Genomic DNA, 21093 nt, shown 5'->3' with positions numbered 1-21093 from the left:
TGAGTTAAGTTTTAGAGTATTCTTCAATATAATGCACCTAAAAAAGGTGTAAATAATGAGGAGAATACGTATGAGTAAAATCAAAGAAGTCTTAAGATTAAAATATCTTAATTTACTATCAAATCGGCAAATTCAAACTATTACTGGAGTTTCCAGAAATAGTATTGCAAACTATGCTAATTCATTTAATGAAATGAATCTCTCTTTAGATCACACCTTAAAATTAGAGGATGAAGAAGTAGAACAACTATTTCATTCTAAAAAACCTTTAGTTTCAAAAATATCAACAACTGTAGTTGAAATAGATTGGAATAATATACACCAAGAGCTTTGTAAAAAAGGAATGACTAGAAAACTACTTTATGAAGAAATAGTTATTAGTAATCCCAACATTTACAGCTATAGCCAATTTAATCGCTATTACAATAAATTTGTAAAAACTGTAAACCCATCAATGAGACAAATACATTATGGTGGTGATAAACTTTTTATAGATTATAGTGGTCTTACAATGCCTATTGTAAATCAAAGAACAGGTGAAATAAATAAAGCACAAATATTTGTAACAGTATTAGGAGCTAGTGGATATACCTATGTTCACGCCTCAATGAGCCAAAGTACAAAAGATTTTATTAATTCACATGTAAATGCATTTTATTTCTATGGTGGTGTTCCAAATATATTGGTTCCTGATAATTTAAAAGCAGCAGTTATAAGTAATAAAAAAGGAATAGTAAAACTAAATGATGCTTATGCTGATATGGGAAGACATTATGGAATAGCCATACAACCAGCACGGCCATATAAACCACAAGATAAAAGTAAAGTAGAACTTGGGGTTAAAGCCATTCAACGATGGATATTAATGAAATTAAGACATCATACTTTTTTTAATGTAGATGAATTAAATGAACAAATCAATAAATTGATTGATCTTTATAATGAAAGAAAAGTAAGAAGATTTAATAAAAGTCGAACTGAACTATTTGAACTGTTAGATAAACCTTATTTACACCCATTAAGAGCAAATCGATATATTTACAAAGAGTTCAAAAAAGCAACGGTAGGAATAGATTACCATGTTGAACTTTTAGGAAATGGTTATTCTGTACCATATATTTATTTAGGTAAAAAAGTAGAGGTAACATACTCATCAACATCTGTAGTAATTTCACTTGATGGAAATGTAATAGCTCATCATAAAAGGCTATTTCAAGCATATACTGATTCAACTATGAAAGAACATATGCCTGCTGAACATCAATATCAATATGAAAAATGGAATAGTAGAAGAATTTTACATTGGGCAAATAGTTTAGGAGTTTTTACAACTTCATTAGTGCAAAAAATAATGGATTCAAAAAGTCATGAAGTAAGATCGTTTAAATCATGTATTGCAATATTGAGTTTCTCAAAAATTTATGGAAAAGAAGAAATAGAAATGGTTTCAAAAGTAGCCTTTGAATCAAATATTTTAAAAGTGAGTTCCATAGAATCAATGCTAAAAACAAAAAGTTATCTCTATTATTATACTCAACAAACAAGTGTAAATAATCCTTGCTTAAATAGTCATGATAATATTAGAGGTGGAGCATATTATGCAAAAAGTGATATTTAATTTATCAAATTCAAATTATAAAAATAAAAGAAAAAAAAGAATATAAGGAAAAAATCATGATATCAATTGATACAATTTTACAACAAGCAACAGCACTTAATCTTTCAGGATTTAAAGAGTCATTATTACATCAAAGTAATGATGCAAATTATAGTTCATTGAGCTTTGAAGAAAGACTATTTCATCTGTTTGAATCAGAGATAAATCAAAGGGATGATAAAAGAATAAAAAGATTGCTACAAGCTGCAACATTAAAAGATAAAACAGCATCCTTGGATCAAATAAAGTATCTTCCAAAACGTAATTTAGATAAATCAGTACTTATGTCATTAGCAAGTGGAAACTTTATAAATAATAACCAAAATGTCCTTATTACTGGGGCAAGTGGTGTTGGAAAAAGTTTTACAATGCAATGTTTAGGGAAGAGAGCTATAGATTTGGGATACCCAACAAAGTATTATAGAGTTTCAAATTTACTTGAAGAAATAAGAGTTTCAAGAATGGATGGGACATATACAAAAACATTAGCAAAGATTTCAAAATTTAAACTTTTACTATTAGATGACTTTGGAGTAACACCACTAAAACCAGATGAAATAAATGATTTATTTGAAATAATAGAAGATAGAACTTTCAGTGGTTCAATAATTATAACAGCACAACTTCCAATAAAAGATTGGCATGCATATTTAGGGAATGAAACAATAGCAGATGCAATGATGGATAGACTTATTCATACAGCACATAAATTAGATTTAAAAGGTCCTTCAATGAGAGAATATTTAGCAAAATTATAAAAACATTTGGCCACATATGATACAATTTTATAAGAATACTTTTTAACTCCTCAACTGGCCAAGTGTTTATGCGTTTGGGTGGCCAAGTTCATGCGTCTCAACAATCTACTAGCAAAGTACACCTACAATACATGATTTATTATAAAAGCTAATATACTTATCTGTGTCGCTACATATTTCACCCAATGTAAGTGCACCAAATAAAGTTGAATCTGCTGTCATAAAACTTTTCATTTCTTCTAACTCACTTGGAAAATTGTCCCCTAGAAAAATAGATCTAGAAATACAATCAAATATCATAACATCTTGATTTTTACAAGAATCTGATTCTTTCAAGAGTTCTTTAACAGCAAGACCTGTAGATTCAACTAAAGAGGCAGGGTTACCTTTCAAAATATTTATAGTTGAATTTTGAAAAATATCACCAACTAAAACTATATGATTATTTTCATCAATATAAATAGGATCTCTTACAATTGTTTCATTATTAAACTTAACAATACCAAAAGGATATGATTTTGCGATATCAAAAAAATTATCATCACTAAAAGTCATTCCAGTGTGTTTTTCTATTACATTTTTATAAACATCAAAGGCATTGTTGAAATTTAATGTTTTTAATATATTTTTTTCAGAACTTGTTGTTAAAAATGGTCCTTCTAAATATTCCCAACCACTAGCTATTTTACTATTTAATTTCTTAGGTGTTGCAATTACTACTGCAGCATTATTATATATCTTATCTTTTGTGAAAATTACAGGATCATTTTCAAAAGTCATTTTTCCTGCACCACCACCTATGATTTGTGCATTTTCACAAACTGCTTCAAATAGATTTTCTAAAAAATTAGTTATATTAGGACTTAATCCATCAAGTAATACCATAAACGATTTTCTACTATCAAAGAAGATAGGATTCCTATCTAAATGATTTAAATCTTCAACAAATAAAAAATCAGAATTTTCTTCCAAAAAGCATACAATAATTCCTTTATTGTAAAAATTTTCATTAAAAACTACAAAAGGAACGATTCCTCCAAAGATTTCTCCATTATAATTTTTTAAATCTTCTAAATCAAAATTAGTATATTCTGCAACTAAAACAAAAGCTTTTTGAGTATTATTTTTATTATCTTCCAAAAAATCTTTTAAACAAAAATAAAATTTACCTTTTTTCATTATAAGCCTTTTAATTTTTCTCTAATTCTACTAGAAAAAGGTACTACAAAAGTATCAAAAAATAATATTATTTATTAATTAATAATATTTTTTACTAAATCTTTTGTAATTGGTTTTTGAAAGAATTTAGAATTCACTCTCTCTTATAAAAATAGAAACTACTTTTTTAAATCCTTTAGAAAAAAGACTTAATGCTTTACCATTCGTTACTAAAACACCATTTTTTCTATTTGTTAAATTTAATTCAATTTTATCCAAATTAATAGAAATTTTGTAATAAGCTTGCTCTGTTTTAATTCCTTTGTCTCTGTCTTGTCTTGTTGCAATTTCTCCACCAAAATCAGATGACAACTCAGGAAATTCCAAATAAGGAACAGAAATTTTTGAGATATTAGATATTTTTGTATGAATATCATTTACATCTCCTGAGCTAAAAATAAATTTACTAGCACTATTTTCTCTAAGTAACTTAAAATCGTTTTCATTACAAAAACTCACTATTCTGTAATTTTCATTATCATATAAAACAAATATTGGTTCTTTTTTATTTATCCATTGATTTTTTTTGAAAGTATTATAGAAATAAATTTTACCATCAAAATCTGCTTTTACTTCAAATTTATTTCTAACTTTTTCAAGCCCTTCTACTTCATTTTCTTTTTTTAACAAGCTTTCTTCTAAAATAAATCTTTTATTTAAATTTTCTCTAAATCCTGCTTGCCTACTTATTTCTATTTTTATTAACTCAATTTCTTTTTGAACTTGAGAGATTTTATGCTCAATTAATGGTGACTTTATTTTTAGTAATAATTGACCTTTTTTGATATTATCTCCACTTGAAAAAAATATTTCTTCAATATAACCATCTTCTGCTGAATAAAATTCAAAATAATTTTTAGATTCTATTATTGCAGGCATTTTAATAGTACTATTCCAAGGTATAAATATAACTAATAAAAATAAAAATAAAAAACTCAAAGAAGTAATATTTTTTTTATTAAAAGTAACATTTTTTCTTTTAGTCCACCATATTTTTAATTCTTTATAAACAGGTAATAAAATAAACCAAAGTATTTCAACTAAAAAAAGAATTATTCCTAAAACTTTAAAAGTAAAATAATAAACTAATACTGCTATTCCTAAAAATAAAAAAAATCTATAAAGCCAAGTTAAGATTGCATAAACAATAAAAAAAGTCTCTTTTCTCTTGCTTAGAATTTCTGGTTTTAATTCTTCTAAACCCAAAATATTTTTTCTTATAAACCATTTTGCCATTGCAAATGACCGTGGTTGTAGATTTTTACTATTTGTTATATCTGATAAAGCATAATATCCATCAAATCGTAAGAATGGACTAATATTTATAAGTAATGAACTAATCCAACTAGTAGTAGCAATAATAAATAAAATACTTTTTAAAATACCATCTGGAGAAAAAGACCATAAGAATGTAGCAATTAAAGCAAGATATAACTCTACTTTTATTCCTGCAACTACAATTTTTAATCTTTGATACTTAGATTCTAATTTCCATGCATTTGTAGTGTCAGTATATAAAACAGGAAATAAAACTAAAAAAGCAACTCCCATTGTGGGAACTTTACAACCTAATCTTTTTGCAGTAAAAGCATGACCTAATTCATGAAAACTTTTCACAAAAACCAAAGATAAAAAATAATAAAAGAATCCTTCTTTTGAAAATAAATACATAAAAGTAGAAATAAAGTTTTCCCAATCTCTTAATACAAAAACTACACCTAAAAAACCTAAAAAGAAAACTATATTTTGCCAAAGATTAGAGTATAAAAAATCAACTCTATTTTTATTTTTTTCAAGCCATCTATCAGGTTTCAATAGAGGAACTCTTATAAATAAATAGTTGTGAATCATCCACTTAAAAATATTTTGTTTTGATTGCTTATGTATATTTATCATTCTACTTGTATATTTTGAATCTTCACAAATTATCAAATTATTATTGATTAAAAAATCCATAAAAGTTTGTAAAGTTTCTTTATCTATTTCATAATTTTTATTTTCAAGATTTTTTATGAACTCATCCATTTCAATATCACTTTGCCAATTAGAAATCAATTCAAAAGCATCAATTCCTATATCAAAATATTTATTTTGAATTGGATCAAATAAAAGCCATCTTTTAGAACCATCTTCTGCAATTGAAGTTTTTATAAGTTTTAAATCATCTCTAATTTTTGGTAATATAATCTTTTGTTCTTCTTGAAACATTACCAACCTATCCATTGTCTAAGAGATGTAATTGGTTTTCTAAATAAATAAAAAAACAAGGTAACTTCTTTTGAATAAATCTTTGCAGTACCTCTTAAACCAATAGATGGAACATAACCATTCTCTTTGATATCATTAAAATCTGCTATTATTTTATAAGATAAAATATTTTGTTCTGTAAGCTCAGGTTTATAGGAAATATATTTGATTTTTCCATTCCAAGAGTTTGTTGGATCATTATCAAAAAAAGCTTTCACAATTGCATTTTCTTCTAAAAATATTGCATCACTAACAGGAAGCATAATTTTTAATTCAATATTATTTTGATTTGCAATTAAGAAAATTCTTTCACCTGTTGATACAGGTTTTCCTTTCCAATCATTTGGATTATTTATTATTGCAATTCCATCTTCATTTGCATAAATTTTAGTTTTATTTAATTGATCTTCTGCAAAAACTAATTCGGCTTCTCTTAATTTAACTTGATTTTCTAACTGAGAAATTTGACTTTTTTGTTTTGGATCTAAAAAACTGCTTTGTTTTGTACTAAAAAGTTCTGCTTTTGTTACATCCAAAGTTCTTTTAGCAACTAAATAGTTATTATTAAAATCCACATCATCGAATTGAACTATTAATTGTTCTTTTTTTATTTTATCATTTGGAAAAACTTTCACTTCTTCAATAACACCATTTAAAGGGGAAGTTACAACATAAGGATTTTTTGCATCAACTTCAAGTGGTGCAAGAACAGATAATCTAACTGGTAAAAACATAGAAGCAATAAGTAAAACAATAGATATTTTAAAGTACTTATTTTTAAAAGAGAATTTTTTTAATATTTGGAAAAATCCATAACTTCGCATCGCAAATAAAAAATATGATAATGAAGAAGAGAGATGTTTTAGAATTAAAATATCATTATCCATCCATTTATCTTCACGAGAAAGTAATAAAATATAATTTACTTCACTATTTTCCTTAGTAGTTTTTAAGGGTATAAATAAAATATTTTCTGGAGAAAAATCGTAAAGTGATTTAAAATTTATCTCTTTTAAATCACTTTTTGTATCTACTATAAAAATATCTTTTGCTTTTTCATTTAAATTTAAATCCTCAACAATATTTTCAATCCACTGAACATAAGGAGAAGTAGAATCAACAACTGAAATATCAGATATTGATGCAACTTTATACCTACCTTTTAAATCAGTTGTTAATAAAACTCCTTGAGAATAAGGAACAATATTTCTTGTTTCATTTACTATTTGAAAATATAATTCTTTTATACTTTCACAATTTCTACAGTTATATTCTAACTGTAGAAGTTTTGAGATATTTGATTCCAATATTAACTTTTCCCTTTACTTTTAGGCAAACAATTTTGTAAGATAAGATCCATAACCATCAAGTCTTTGATTTTCTAAGGCTATTTGCTCTTTTAAACCAATATATTTTTCATCCGCATCAGCTTGATTTCCTTGAGATTTTTTCAACTCTTTTAAATCAAGTTTTAGATTTAAAATTCTTGTAGTTCCATCTGAATTTATAGCCTTTATACTTATCTCTAATTTATCTAAATCTTCTGGGATTATTCCTGAAATACTACCTGTTCTTGGATCAAAAGACAATCCTTGAGGTAATGCCGAACCATCAATTTGAGTAACAATAAAATTTTGAGAAAGATTTAAATTTACTACTTTTATATTTAAATTAGTGTTTTCAATTTTTATATCTTCAATTGTAATTCCAACAATTGAAAAAGCATCTTGATTTCCTTGATTAAATACAATTTGTCCATTTGTTAAAACATTTAAATCAACATCTGCTTGAATTAAACCTTTGTTATCATTATTTGTATTTGTTGAGTTTGTTCCATTTACATTATTTGATGCAGCTTGTTCAGTTTGATTATTTGATAATCCATTATTTTGTGCTAAACCATCATTTGTATTAGTTACATTACTTAAAAATCCTACTCCTGTATCTGACGAAACTCCCTCAAAAGAACTATAATTTAATACACCCAAATTATTTTGTCCATTATCATTGAAATTATTTAATATAATATCATTGTTATTAGTATTAGAATCTCCTATATTAGGAGTATTTACAACTACTATACTTTCAGGTTGAGCAGGTGCAATAACCAATAAACTAAATGTTCTAGAAATACTTAAACTCGGATTTCCTGAATCTTTTCCTATTAACGTAATTTCAAAAATTCCAGATTCAACTGCAGCACCTGAAATAACTCCTGTACTTGAATCTATTACTAAACCTCTTGGAAGATTTATAGCTTCATATGTAAATACATTTGTTAAGTCTTTATCACTAAATAAAGAAGCAATATCTTTTGTAAAATCTTCACCAAATGAAGTTCTATCATCTACATTTTCAAAAGAAACTGTTGGTGCATCATTTGATCCTGTGATTGTTACTGTTACATCTTGTGTATCAGTAGCTCCTTCATCATCTGTTACAGTAATTGTAAAGGTTGCAGTTACAGTTTCACCTTGACCTAAGAAATCAAGTTTACTTTCTGCAATTGTATAATCCCAAGTTACTTTACCATCATTTATATTAGTTGACGTATTATTAATTGTAAAGGCATCTTCTATATCTTGTTGTTGTGTTTGAGTTAATACTAAAGCATTAGTTCCATTTTGAGCTAAAGCTGTTACTGATTTTGTAACTTCTGTTGCTAGTGCTCTGTCTGTTAAATCTAGGTCTGTGAATGTAATACTTCCATTATCAGTTAGTTTTGAACCTTCTATAATACTTGCTGTTACATCTACTACTTGGATAATTGGTGCATCATTTGATCCTGTGATTGTTACTGTTACATCTTGTGTATCAGTAGCTCCTTCATCATCTGTTACTGTTATTGTAAATGTTGCTGTTACAGTTTCACCTTGACCCAAGAAGTCTAATTTATTTTCTGAAATTGTGTAATCCCAAGTTACTTCACCATTATTTGTATTAGTTGACGTATTATTAATTGTAAAGGCTGCTTCAATATCTTGTTGTTGTGTTTGAGTTAATACTAAAGCATTAGTTCCATTTTGAGCTAAAGCTGTTACTGATTTTGTAACTTCTGTTGCTAGTGCTCTGTCTGTTAAATCTAGGTCTGTGAATGTAATACTTCCATTATCAGTTAGTTTTGAACCTTCTATAATACTTGCTGTTACATCTACTACTTGGATAATTGGTGCATCATTTGATCCTGTGATTGTTACTGTTACATCTTGTGTATCAGTAGCTCCTTCATCATCTGTTACTGTTATTGTAAATGTTGCTGTTACAGTTTCACCTTGACCCAAGAAGTCTAATTTATTTTCTGAAATTGTGTAATCCCAAGTTACTTCACCATTATTTGTATTAGTTGACGTATTATTAATTGTAAAGGCTGCTTCAATATCTTGTTGTTGAGTTTGGCTTAATACTAAAGCATTGGTTCCATTTTGAGCTAATGCTGTTACTGATTTTGTAACTTCTACTGCTTTTGCTCTATCTGTTAAATCTAAGTCTGTGAATGTAATACTTCCATTATCAGTTAGTTTTGAACCTTCTATAATACTTGCTGTTACATTTACTACTTGGATAATTGGTGCATCATTTGATCCTGTGATTGTAATAGAGAAATTTGCAGTAGTTTTTAAACCTTCAATATCTGTTACAGAAACTGGAACAATTATAGTTTGAGTTTCACCAGCACCAAGGTGGTTATAACTTGAAGAATCAAAAGTATATGAACCATCCCTATTTAATACAAATCCTGTAGGAAGATTTCCTTCAATACTAAATGCTAAAGAACTACTATCAACATCACTTGCTGGTAATACACCATTAATTATTACACCCTCTACTACATCATCAACTTGACTTGTAAATACAGGAGCATCATTCACAGCATTTATTGTAATATTTATAGTTTGTTCACTTTCTAAAATACCACCCTCACCTATGTTACCATTATCATTTAATTTCACGATTAAGGCATCTGTACCATTATAATCTTGATTTGATGTATATTTTAGTCCATCTATAGCATCTTGTAAATCTGATAAACTTCCTTGAACTTTAATTTTTGATGAATTATCACTTCCTTCAAGTATAGTTAATCCACTATTTTGAGCAAGTTCTAATTTTCCATTTTCTACACTTAAAGTTAAATCTAGCATTTGATTAGGATTTACAATATCAACATCAGCTAAAGTTATTGCATTTGTATTTTTAAATACAATTGATGAATCTTCATTAATTGTTTCACTATTACTTACAGTTACAATAGGAGCGTCATTTACAGCAATTACATAAATAGAAACTTGAGCAATATTACTTACTTTATCATCACCTGATGTATATTGATATACAAAAGTTTCAACTCCAGACCAATTTTCATTTGGAATAAATGTAAACTTAGCAAAATCTGTACCTAAAATTTGATCATTATCTAATATTAATTTACCATTAGCTAACTGATACCCTATTGGACTTTGAGTAAATGGATTATTATCTCCATCTATATCATAAGAAGAGAAAACAATTTTATCTGGTTCAAAAGCTGTAATATTTCCAGAACTTGTAATATTTCCATTTACATCTGTTATATCAGCACTTCCTGTTCCAAAGATATATGTTCCAGCATTATCATTTATATCTGAAGTTAAACTTGATATATCTACAATAGCATTATTATCTTCTTTTGCAATTATATTATCGCTGTAAGCATTTGGAATAGCAGGTAATACCATAACTAGTTTTTGAGAAGTTGAAACTCCACCTAACTCATCTGTTGCAGTTACTTTTAAATAATCAGCTCCAGGAGTAATATAATCATTACCTCCACTAGCAGTATATGAAGCACCATTACTTGCAGCTAAAGTATTATTGATTTGTTCAATTGTTCCTTTTAATGTAACAACTCTTGAATTATTCCCACTTATTTGAGAAGAATTTAAACCATTTGATACTGAATCATTTACATTTATTAAACCATAATTAGTTGTTTCAATTACTACTGTTAGAGTATCTCCATCTAAATCAGCAAAACTTATCATTGAACCTAAGTCTAAATCACCATTTGGATTTGCAAAAATAGATTTTTCTACAACTAAACTCTCATTTCCTAAATTGATTTGTGCTAAATCATTTATTGTTTGAATATTTACAGTAGCTTCTTTTATACTATATCTAGCAGTTGTATCACCACCATTTCCACCATCATTTATTTTTATTTCGATAGTTCTAGCACTTGAACTTAAATCATCTGTTGGATTTGAAAAGGCAATAGCTCTTGCTAAAGCTTGAACTTGTGATGAATAAGCATTTGAATTTAGATTTATTCTTAATTCTTTTCCATTTTGTCCATCATAAATAGAATCAATAGTTCCAATTGTAACTCCACCATAATTTACATTGTTTCCACTTACACTAATTCCACCAATATTTAATATTGATAAAGTATCTTCTACTTGTCCATTTTGTGAAGTTTTAAATGCAACATATCCACTATCGTAACTTGTACCTTCTAAATCTGTTATAGTAATTGTAGGATCAACTAAAACAGCTGTTCCATTTTCTGTAAATGTTGGAGTTGAAGTTACTCCACCTAAAAGTGGTGCATCATTAACTGATTCAATATTTATAGTTAAAACTTTTGAATCAGTAGAACCACTTCCATCATTTACACTAAATGTAAATGTTTCATTCACATTTGAAGATAAAGCATTTATAACATCAGAATCTGGAGTAAATGTATATTCTCCTGTTGAACTATCAAGAGTTAAAGTTCCATAACTTCCTACTTTAGTAACTGTTCCATCACCATTTGAAGTAGAACTATCTATTCCATAAGTAAATACTGTTGCACTATCTGCATCTGTTGCACTTAATTTTCCTGTTGTATTAGAGAAATTATCAACTCCATCTGTATCTGTATAATAGATATTTGAAACCGATGATATTAAAGTTACAGAATCATTTACTTCTCGAATATTTAATGCTTTTGTTGAACTATGAACAATAGGTGTAATATCTCCAGAAGAAGCTGTAACTGTAACTGTTTTATTTATAATTCCATTTGAAGCACTTAAATCTGAACTATTTTGATAAGTAACTTTTTGTGCTATTTTTTCTAAAACATCAGAACCCAATCCAGATGATGGATTAGATTGAGTAACTTTTACATCATCTATATAAAGTTGAGCGCCTAAAGCTTTTCCACCTGTTGCATCCCAAGAACCTGAAACAAAAACAAATTTATATTCACCATCAGTAGCTATAGTAGTAGATACAGTTGCCCAAGCTGTTGTAGCCCTTGCATTTGCTCCTGTTTGATTTAATATTATTTGATAATTAGACGGATTATTTACATCAACAATATATCCAAATACATCATAAGCATCAGCACCACCTTCTGCTTTCCAATCAAATTGAACGCTATCTCCTACTTTTAAAGAAACAGCCGAATCAGAATAGATATATGGTCCTCTAACTATTGCATATCCATTTGTTGATGTTAAACTTGAATTTAATTTTATAGAGTTATCATCTCCCAAAGAGCCATCATCATCATTTACATAAGTATAGAATGTTCCTCTTCGTAAAATATCCCCATCTTTATCTGCTGCTGATATTACTCTTCCTGGATTTGTAGTGTCTTCTGGAGTTGCAAGTCCTGCAATTGTATCAACTCCTAAATTTACTCTACCATTTACAATATTCCATCCATCAATAGTTATAACTTCATTTACAGTAGAACTTAAAAGACCAACTGAATTATTTAATGAATTAAAATTCCCATTTGCAAAATCAACGGAGAAATTAATTTTTAATTTTTGTCCATTTTCACCATTATAAACACTATCAATTTGACCAATAACACTTGCTGTTGTTCCATTTCCTAGATAAACAGAATTTCCAACGATACTTACAGCATCCGCTGTAATATCAGCACTTAATACTTTTTGAATATCTAAAGTTTCTGTTAATTGAGGATCATTTAAATCAAATTCAATAGAACCTCCACCATAAGACTCCTGTGTATTTATACTTGTATCAGTTAAAATAAGTGTTGCATCTGCTTGTTCTCTATATATAGAAGTTGCTTCAGGTGCTGCTGTTATATTTATTGTTAATGTTGTGGTATCAAATAAAACACCATCACTTACATTTAAAGTAAAAGTTTCTGTAGTATCTGAATCCAAAGCTGTAATAGCTGATTGATTTGGTATAAATTCATAATCACCAGTTGTTGAATTTATTACTAATGTTCCATAAGTTCCAACCATTGTTTCAACAAAAGCACCTGCTCCTGAATCGATTTTATAAGTTAAACTTGTATTATCAACATCATTAGCAACTAAAGTATTTGTAATTGTTCCATTTATTGAAGCACCTGTTGTATCAACGATTTGTATTGTTGAAGGAGATGTGATAACGGGTGCATCATTTATTGGATTTACTGTAAATGTAGCTGTTTTAATAACAGAAGCTAATCTTTCTTTATCTAAAGCATGCCAAGTGAAATTATCTGTTCCAAAATAGTTTGAATCAGGTTGATAAACTAATTTTTCTAAATCGGCAATTGCCACAACATAATTATTTGCTACAATTTTTGTACCATCTAAATATAAATCACCATTTGTTGGTAAAGTATCTATTATAAATGACTGAGGGAAATAGTTTGCATCTACTAAAGTTGTAATAGCTGTTGCTTTTGCAAGTTGTTTAGATGTATCAGATGGATTCATCATAGCATCTTGAATTATCGCCATTTGTGAATTATAATCAACTGCTGTAACATTTGTATTATTGTTTACATCATTTGCATCATGGTAAATATCAGCAGGATTAATAGTTGCAAAACTAAATGATGTATCTTCATCTATTGTTCTTGTAAAGTTATCCACAATGGCTTGTTCATTTACAGAATTAACACGTAAAGTAAATGTTTCTTGTGATGTTTTTTGTCCATCAAATGCACCTAAAGTAATCAATGTATCACCATACATATCTGCTTTTGGTTTTAAAATTAAAGTAATAGTTCCAACATTATTAACAACACTTTGTGTCATTTCAAATGTACTTGAATCACTAAAATCAATTAATCTTGTATTACTTGATGTCATTATTCCTTGCATAAATTGTGCGGGAGTTACACCATCACTATACGTTAAAGTTATAGTTGCAGTTTGAGTATCTTCATTTATTGAAATAACATTATTGCTTGTTGTTGTTTCAACAGAAGATGTAGGATTAGATGAATCTGGCGCTTCAACTATTTGAGTAGTTGGTGTTCCAGTTGTTGTTCCAGTTGGATAAGTAATAGAAACACTAGGTGTTGTATTATCAGAATAACTTAAAATAGATATAGTTCCAGTTGCTGTATTTGACCAACCTGTATCACTTGTATTGCCAGCTGTTTTTACTTGCCATTGAACAGTTGTTGAAGTATTAGATTCACTTAAAGCATTAAATCTATAATCATTCATTTCACTCATAGCAACAATTAAAGGTGTACTTGGTGTTATATTGCTCACTATTTCCCAAGAAGTCCCATTCCAATGTTCAAATTGACCTTTATCAGGAGCTGAAGTTAATTTTATAGCTACTGGTGCATCATTGTCAACATCAAAAAAGTTTGACTGGAAATAACTAAATAATTGTGCAGAACCTACTCCTACCGTTGCAGCCATAGAGTTTGCAACTGGTAAATCATCAACAGCAGTTACATTTATAGTAACAAAATCCAAATCTGTTGCAAATCCATCATTTGTAGAGATTGTTAAAGTAGTATAAGCATTTCCATTTGCATTTGAAGTTGGATTATAAACTAATCCATCTAAAGCTGAATTTACCTGTTCAACTGTTCCTGTAATTTGAACTGTTGTTGTACCATTATTTGTAATTGTAGTTGCATTTCCTTCTATTACATTTAATGTACCTTTTCCGCTTCCTATAGATAAAGTTGTTGTTACAGTTGTTGCATCAATATCTGTAATTGTAATTGCATTACTATTTGCACTTGAAAATACTATTGATGTATCTTCATTTGTAGTTACAGAACTTGGTACATTATTATTTACAGGTAAATCATTTACAGATACAACTGTTATTTCTAATTTTGCAGCTGCTGGTTTTGAAGATATATCCGTAGATAATCCTCCATATTCAACAACATATCCTAAATTCATACTATTTGGATAATCATTCCATGTTCCATTATTTGAATAAAAATGTGCTACATCTTCATCTCCACCATAATTATTTGGTTCTCCCGAAGCAAAATTTGCATACATTCCATTTACTGTATACCCTTGAACACTCTCTGTTCTACCAAGTTCTCTTGTTTCATCTTGCCAAAACTTAGTTCCAGCTTCAGGACCTGATATCCAAGTCCAATTACCTTCACTTGTAGTAAATGTTGTTCCATCTGCTCTTGTCCAAGTTTGAGTTGCATCACTAGCACCCATCCATCCATTACCACCAAGTTTAGATGCAATTAAAGCATTTTCAGCAGAACTTGTTACCGTTGCTAAATATCCACCTAATCCTAGATAAGTTCTACTTTCTGCTGCTGTTTTTGCTGCATCCCAAGTTAATGGAGTTGAAACAAATTCATAATAGTGTTGATTAGTCGGGTTATAAAATAATCCGGTTCTACTAACATAATAATCACTCCAAGATTTTCCACTATCATCACTAGCTTTTATAACTAATTCATCAAGTCCATTATAGTTTGCATCAGGAGTATAAACCATACTATTTAGAGCATTTTGTAAATCAGCAGATGTTCCTGTGATTTCTAATGTTTTAGTTGCACTTGAATATCCCGTAATTCCAGTAGTTGTTCCTAATGATAAATCTCCATGTTGAGATACGACACTAACTGTTAAAATAGTTGTATCATCATCTCCAACAGTAAAACCAGATAAAGATACACTGCTATCTTCATTTACAGTTGCTTTATCTGTACCATAAATGTAAGGCATTTTTCCAAAACCTTGTACATTTATACTTGAAGTATCAATTAAACTATCTAATGAACCATCATTAACTTTCCAAGAAATAGTTTTTGTTGCACTATTTACAACATCAGTCGAACTAGAAATTGAGAATTTAGCATTTTCTAATGCATCTTTCCATTGTTGCATTGTTGCAGTTGAGCCAGATGAGCTTAATGTTAAAACTCCTGTTGAAGAGTCATATGATGCAGTTATATTTCCATATTTACTAGAATCATCATTTATAAAACTTAAAGTATCCCCTAAAACAAAATTTGAACTAATAGAAATTGTTGCACTTTCAATAGTACTACTATCTGTATCCCCAATTGTTACTGAAGGTGAAATAATAATAGGCGCATCATGTTCTGTGTATGTTGTAATTACGTTTAAAGTTGAATTTACCCATGTTGTTCCATTTGTTAGGGTTAAATTTGTATTTACATCACTTCCACTTACTTTATTTTCAACACTATTTCCAGTACCTTCATCCATTGACCAATAAGCTAATAAACCTGTCTCTTCTCCAGTTAATCTTGCAGTTTGTAAAGTAGATATTTCTTGTGCCGTTTTTACTTCATTCCAGATTGAAATTTCATCTAATTTCCCATCAAAAAAACCGCCATTTGTTGAATCTTGTACATATCCACCAACAGTTACGTTATAAGTTGAATTACCATAATTTGCTGAAGTTGCATGGGTCAAAGTAGTTTTTAAAACTCCATTAGCGTATATTTTAACTTCACCTTTTACTGAATCACCTGTAATTGCCAAATGAGTCCAATTTCCTGTACTTAAAATTCCACTTAAACCATAATCAACTCCACCACTTATAGAATTCCAAAACGTTAATGTATTTCCATTTTTAATAAATATTTCAAAGGCATCATTTTGTCCAACTAAACTTCTAATAGGAATATTTGAAGTTAAACTATCTGGATTTATCCAAAATGAAACAGTATATTTAGAAATATCATTTAATATACTGCTATTTGTTGTTAAATAATCATTAGTTCCATCTAAATCTACTGCATAAGGATTACTTGAAACTGAAATTGTCGGTGCATCATTTACAATCATCGTTGCAGTTGCTGAAATCACTGGAACTGTTGTATCTGTAGGCATTCCACCATATTCAATAATTGCATATTGTAAAGTTGTTGAACTTGAAGGTAAATCATTCCATTTCCCAGGATTTGAACCTGTAGCATAAAACTCTGCCGCATCTTCATTTCCTGAATTATTTGGCTCACCACTATTCCAGTTTGTATATGACATTGTTTGACCAGCTTCTGGACCTGTTACCCATTTCCAAGTTCCTTCAACCGCTGCATCACTTCCTCCAATCCAAGCATCAGATGGAAGTTTTGATAAAATAAATGCATTTTCATCAGCACTTGTTATTGTTGCTAAATAACCTTGCATTCCATATAATGTCTGAGTTTGTGCAAAAGCTTTTGCCTGATCCCATGTTTTACCTGATGTAAAATATGCAACTTCATAATAATGCCCATTTCCACTATATGGAATTGCAGATCCTACTGTAAAACTAAAACTTCTATCAGTTGTATCTGAATTTACTTTACTAAATTTTACACTTTTTAGTGCTGCTTCATATTGTGAAACAGTAGCTGTGCCTGATAGAGTTAAAATTCCAGTTGAACTATTATATGAGCTAGTAATTGAGCCCATTGTTGAACTATCATTTGTAAAACTTAATGTATCACCTGAAACAAAATTATTGATTTGTATTTTTGCTTGACTTATATTATGATTTTCAACATCAAATAAAGTTAAAGCAGGTGCAATAATTTCACTTGATGTTGTTGTACCATCATGAGAAGCTAAGTTACCAACAGTTAAAACAGGTGCTTCATCTACTAAATAATCAGCTGTTACATTTGAATTTGAATCAATTGGAGTTAATCCATTAGATACGCTTGCTAAAGTTTTAGAAGCACTTGAAGTATCAGCATCATATGCATCATCTAAACCATCCATATCAACATCTGTACCAAGTGGTGCGATATATCCAGATAAAGTTTTTGGATTAGAAACTCCAAAACCACCTGCTACTTGAGCTTCTACATTATCTAATACTCCATCATTATCTGAATCAGTATCAAGTCTATCTACTAGACCATCACCATCTGTATCAACATCTTGTCTAACATCAGCTCCAAATGCAAAATTAACATATGTTTCATTAGATAAATAATCAAATTTAATTTGATTAAATTCTCCAGCTATTTTTATAACTGCAAATCCTTCAGCTCCTGTTAGAATTCTTGTAATTGGATCATAACTTATACTTCCACCACCTGTTGCTGTTGAAAAAAGAATTTCAATATCATTATAAAATTGAATTTGTACAGGTGTACTAGGATTACCAATTGATGAAAATGATAATACAGGATTTAATATAGTACTACTAAAATCTAAAGTATTAATAGATGCTAAATCATTTCTAATTGTAGGATTACTATTTGGAACATTGTACTCACTAGGAAATGTACTATGACTAAACATTGAAGAAGTTGTAGCGATATTTAAAGCAGTTTGATCTAAGTTAGTTAAAGTATAAGTAAATCCTATTCCATCAATATTTCCAGTTGCAGTATTACCTGAAATACTATAACCTCCTGCCCATTGGAAATTTTCAGTTGATTCATTTATATCTAAAATTCCATCATTATCATCATCAATATCATTACTATCTTTTACACCATCATTATCAAAATCTGAAAAAATATTTATTGTTGATGTGTCCGTTAAACTATTCGCTGCTCCATCATTTACTATCCATGAAATTGTTCTTGAACCATCCGAAAGATTTGATGAGCTAGAATGATAAGTTACATTTCGTAAAGCTAATTGAAATTGTGCTTTTGTAGCTGTATTACCACTTGAAGTCAATGTTAATACGCCTGTTGAACTATTATAATTTGCTACAATATTTCCGTATGTTGTTGCATTATTATTTGTAAAACTTAATATATCTCCTGCTATAAATCCATTTGAAATAGATATTGTGGCACTTGATAAAGTTGCGTTATCTACATCATCTAAAACTAATGAAGGAGATATAATTGTAGCAACTGCAGTTGTTGAATTATAGTCTGTCAATATTGTTGATTCTATTGTTGGGGCATCATTTACAGAAGTTACATTATATGTTATTGTATATGTATTTGTAGAATCAACTGTTCCATCATTTACTTTAAAACCAAAAGAAGCATAATTTGTACCATTTTCATTTAAAGTAGGATTAAATCTTAAATAACCAGAATCTATATTAGCTTTTGTAATTAACTGATTTGAAGTTACATTTTGCCAAATTGAACCATTAAAATATTCTAATGTTCCTTTTGTTGCTAAAGATGTTATCTTAATACCTGATAAAGAATCTCCATCAACATCACTAAAACCAAAATCAGAAGAAACCAATAATTTTGATATATCTTCATTTGTTGTTATTGTTTTATTTGATCCTATTGGAGCATCATTAACTGCTGTAATATATATTGTGCTAGAAGCAGTTGAAGATAAATTACTTGAATTAACAGCTGTAATATTATAAGTTCTTGTGGCATCAGGAGCATCTGAAGAATTTGAATATGCAATTTGATTTGAAATATTACTTACAACAGCATCTGTAACTTTGTTACCAAAAACTCTTACATTATCTATATAAAGTTTACCCCCTGCAGCTTTTCCTCCAGAAGCATCATAAGTTCCATTTACAAAAACAAATTTATATGTTCCAGCTGTTGAGATTGTTGTTGCTTTTGTAGTCCATTCGGTGTTAGAACCTCCCGTAGCATCTAATACTTCGATTTGTGCACCAGTAGTTACATTAACAATATAACCAAAAGCATCAAAATCATCTCCTCCTGCATATGCTCTCCAATCAAAATAAATAACATCTCCTGCTGAAGCTTCAAAATTATTACTATAAACAGCAGGACCATGAACTACATCATAACCATTTAAGGTAGTCATTGAACTACTTAATTCCAGTGAATAAGAACCATTACTTGTAGTAACAGTTGAAATTTGAGTATTATAAGAAGCTCTCGATGGTACGTCATTATCATTTCCACCAGAATTTTGATTGTCAGTATATGTACTTGTATCATTAGACGTAAAACCTGCGATTGAGGTAACCCCTAAATTTATCATTTGATTCATAGCTGTCCAACCAGTAATAGCCCCTGTTTCAAAACTTGGATTAGTAAATGCACTTACAAAATTAATTCTTAATTTTTGACCATTTAATCCATTGTATGTAGAATCAATACTTCCAATATTTTCTGTACTAGAGCCATTACCTAAGTAAACAGAAGATCCAACAAAAGAAATTGCTCCAGAAGCATTAACATTGGCTGCATTTGTTAAAGCTAAAGTTTCAGTAGATTTTGAACCTGTAATCGAGTATTCTATGTATTTACCATCATAACTTATCCCATTAGAAATAGTTACACTACTATCAATTATTGAAGGAGAACTTTGTTCTATATAAGTACGATTATTTAAATTTGTAATTGATGGAGTACCTAGTTCAGATTTATAAGCATTTACAGATATAAATTCTGTATCAATAGTTCCGGTACTAACTTCTAAATCCCAATCACCACCAAGAGTAACAGAACCTGTAACATCATCAGAAGCTGCAACATCAGCTTGTGTGATTTCAGCCAAAGTATTTATAAATTCTTGTCCACTTCCATCACTTGCTACATTACATCCATATAATAAAATATCTCCATTTTCAGAAAGAGAGTTTTTCATAGTTTCTAATAATAAGGCATTATCATCTAAAGTATTTCCATTTAATACATCATTTCCTACAGTTATTTCACCCGTTGTACCATGAGATAAAATATGTATTGCATCTATATTTATTTCATTTTTTAATATAGAGTTTATATCATCTAGTGAACTTACAAGATATACTTCTACACCTTCACCCACACCATCAACCAAAGTTTGATAATCACTTACTGTTGCATCTACAAATGCAACTTCTCTTCTATCTCTCTCAAATCCTTGAACTGCTTGTGCTTCATGTACAGTATTTTCAGCATTATTACTAGTAACATCATTTGATGTTGCAGTTGTTTCATTTGATGGAAAACTACTATTATCAAGTACATCAACAACTGTTGCAACAGCAGCCCCATCAAAAAGTATTCTTTGTTCTAAAGCACTAATTATTGGTTTTTTTATTTTTTTTATTTTCATA

General features: G+C 29.0%; 6 protein-coding genes. 2 read left to right on the top strand and 4 right to left on the bottom strand.

Annotated elements, in window-relative coordinates; translation table 11 throughout:
• The first annotated feature begins 70 nt into the window (after positions 1-70).
• Together istA and istB are read left to right on the top strand one after the other, a co-directional pair.
• Positions 71-1618 carry an IS21 family transposase gene (gene istA / locus AACT_RS06270; protein ID WP_216658224.1) on the top strand — a complete coding sequence of 516 codons (1548 nt, stop codon included), beginning with the start codon at positions 71-73 and terminating at the stop codon, positions 1616-1618.
• A 56-nt stretch (positions 1619-1674) separates the two neighbouring features.
• Entirely contained in the window at positions 1675-2415 is a 741-nt protein-coding gene (istB, locus tag AACT_RS06265; protein WP_172125991.1) for an IS21-like element helper ATPase IstB, read from the top strand.
• A 108-nt stretch (positions 2416-2523) separates the two neighbouring features.
• Here istB and AACT_RS06260 read toward each other — a convergent pair whose 3' ends face one another.
• The 4 genes from AACT_RS06260 to AACT_RS06245 all read right to left on the bottom strand — a co-directional run bounded on the left by AACT_RS06260 (position 2524) and on the right by AACT_RS06245 (position 21092).
• A complete protein-coding gene (locus AACT_RS06260) occupies positions 2524-3594 on the bottom strand; it encodes an FIST signal transduction protein (protein ID WP_172125990.1) in 1071 nt (356 codons plus the stop codon).
• 126 nt (positions 3595-3720) lie between these two features.
• Positions 3721-5841, bottom strand: coding sequence for a site-2 protease family protein (locus AACT_RS06255; RefSeq protein WP_172125989.1), 2121 nt, complete (start codon positions 5839-5841; stop codon positions 3721-3723).
• Complete coding sequence (locus tag AACT_RS06250; protein ID WP_172125988.1) at positions 5841-7187, bottom strand: efflux RND transporter periplasmic adaptor subunit; 1347 nt, start codon at positions 7185-7187, stop codon at positions 5841-5843. The genes AACT_RS06255 and AACT_RS06250 overlap by 1 nt, the downstream gene beginning before the upstream one ends.
• Positions 7188-7208: 21 nt before the next feature.
• Complete coding sequence (locus AACT_RS06245; protein ID WP_172125987.1) at positions 7209-21092, bottom strand: DUF4347 domain-containing protein; 13884 nt, start codon at positions 21090-21092, stop codon at positions 7209-7211.
• Position 21093: the final 1 nt, after the last annotated feature.

Source organism: Arcobacter acticola, from assembly GCF_013177675.1.
Classification (GTDB): Bacteria; Campylobacterota; Campylobacteria; order Campylobacterales; family Arcobacteraceae; genus Aliarcobacter; species Aliarcobacter acticola.
The sequence above is the reverse complement of the archived record's forward strand: the minus strand, read 5'-3'. Positions and strand labels throughout refer to the sequence as shown.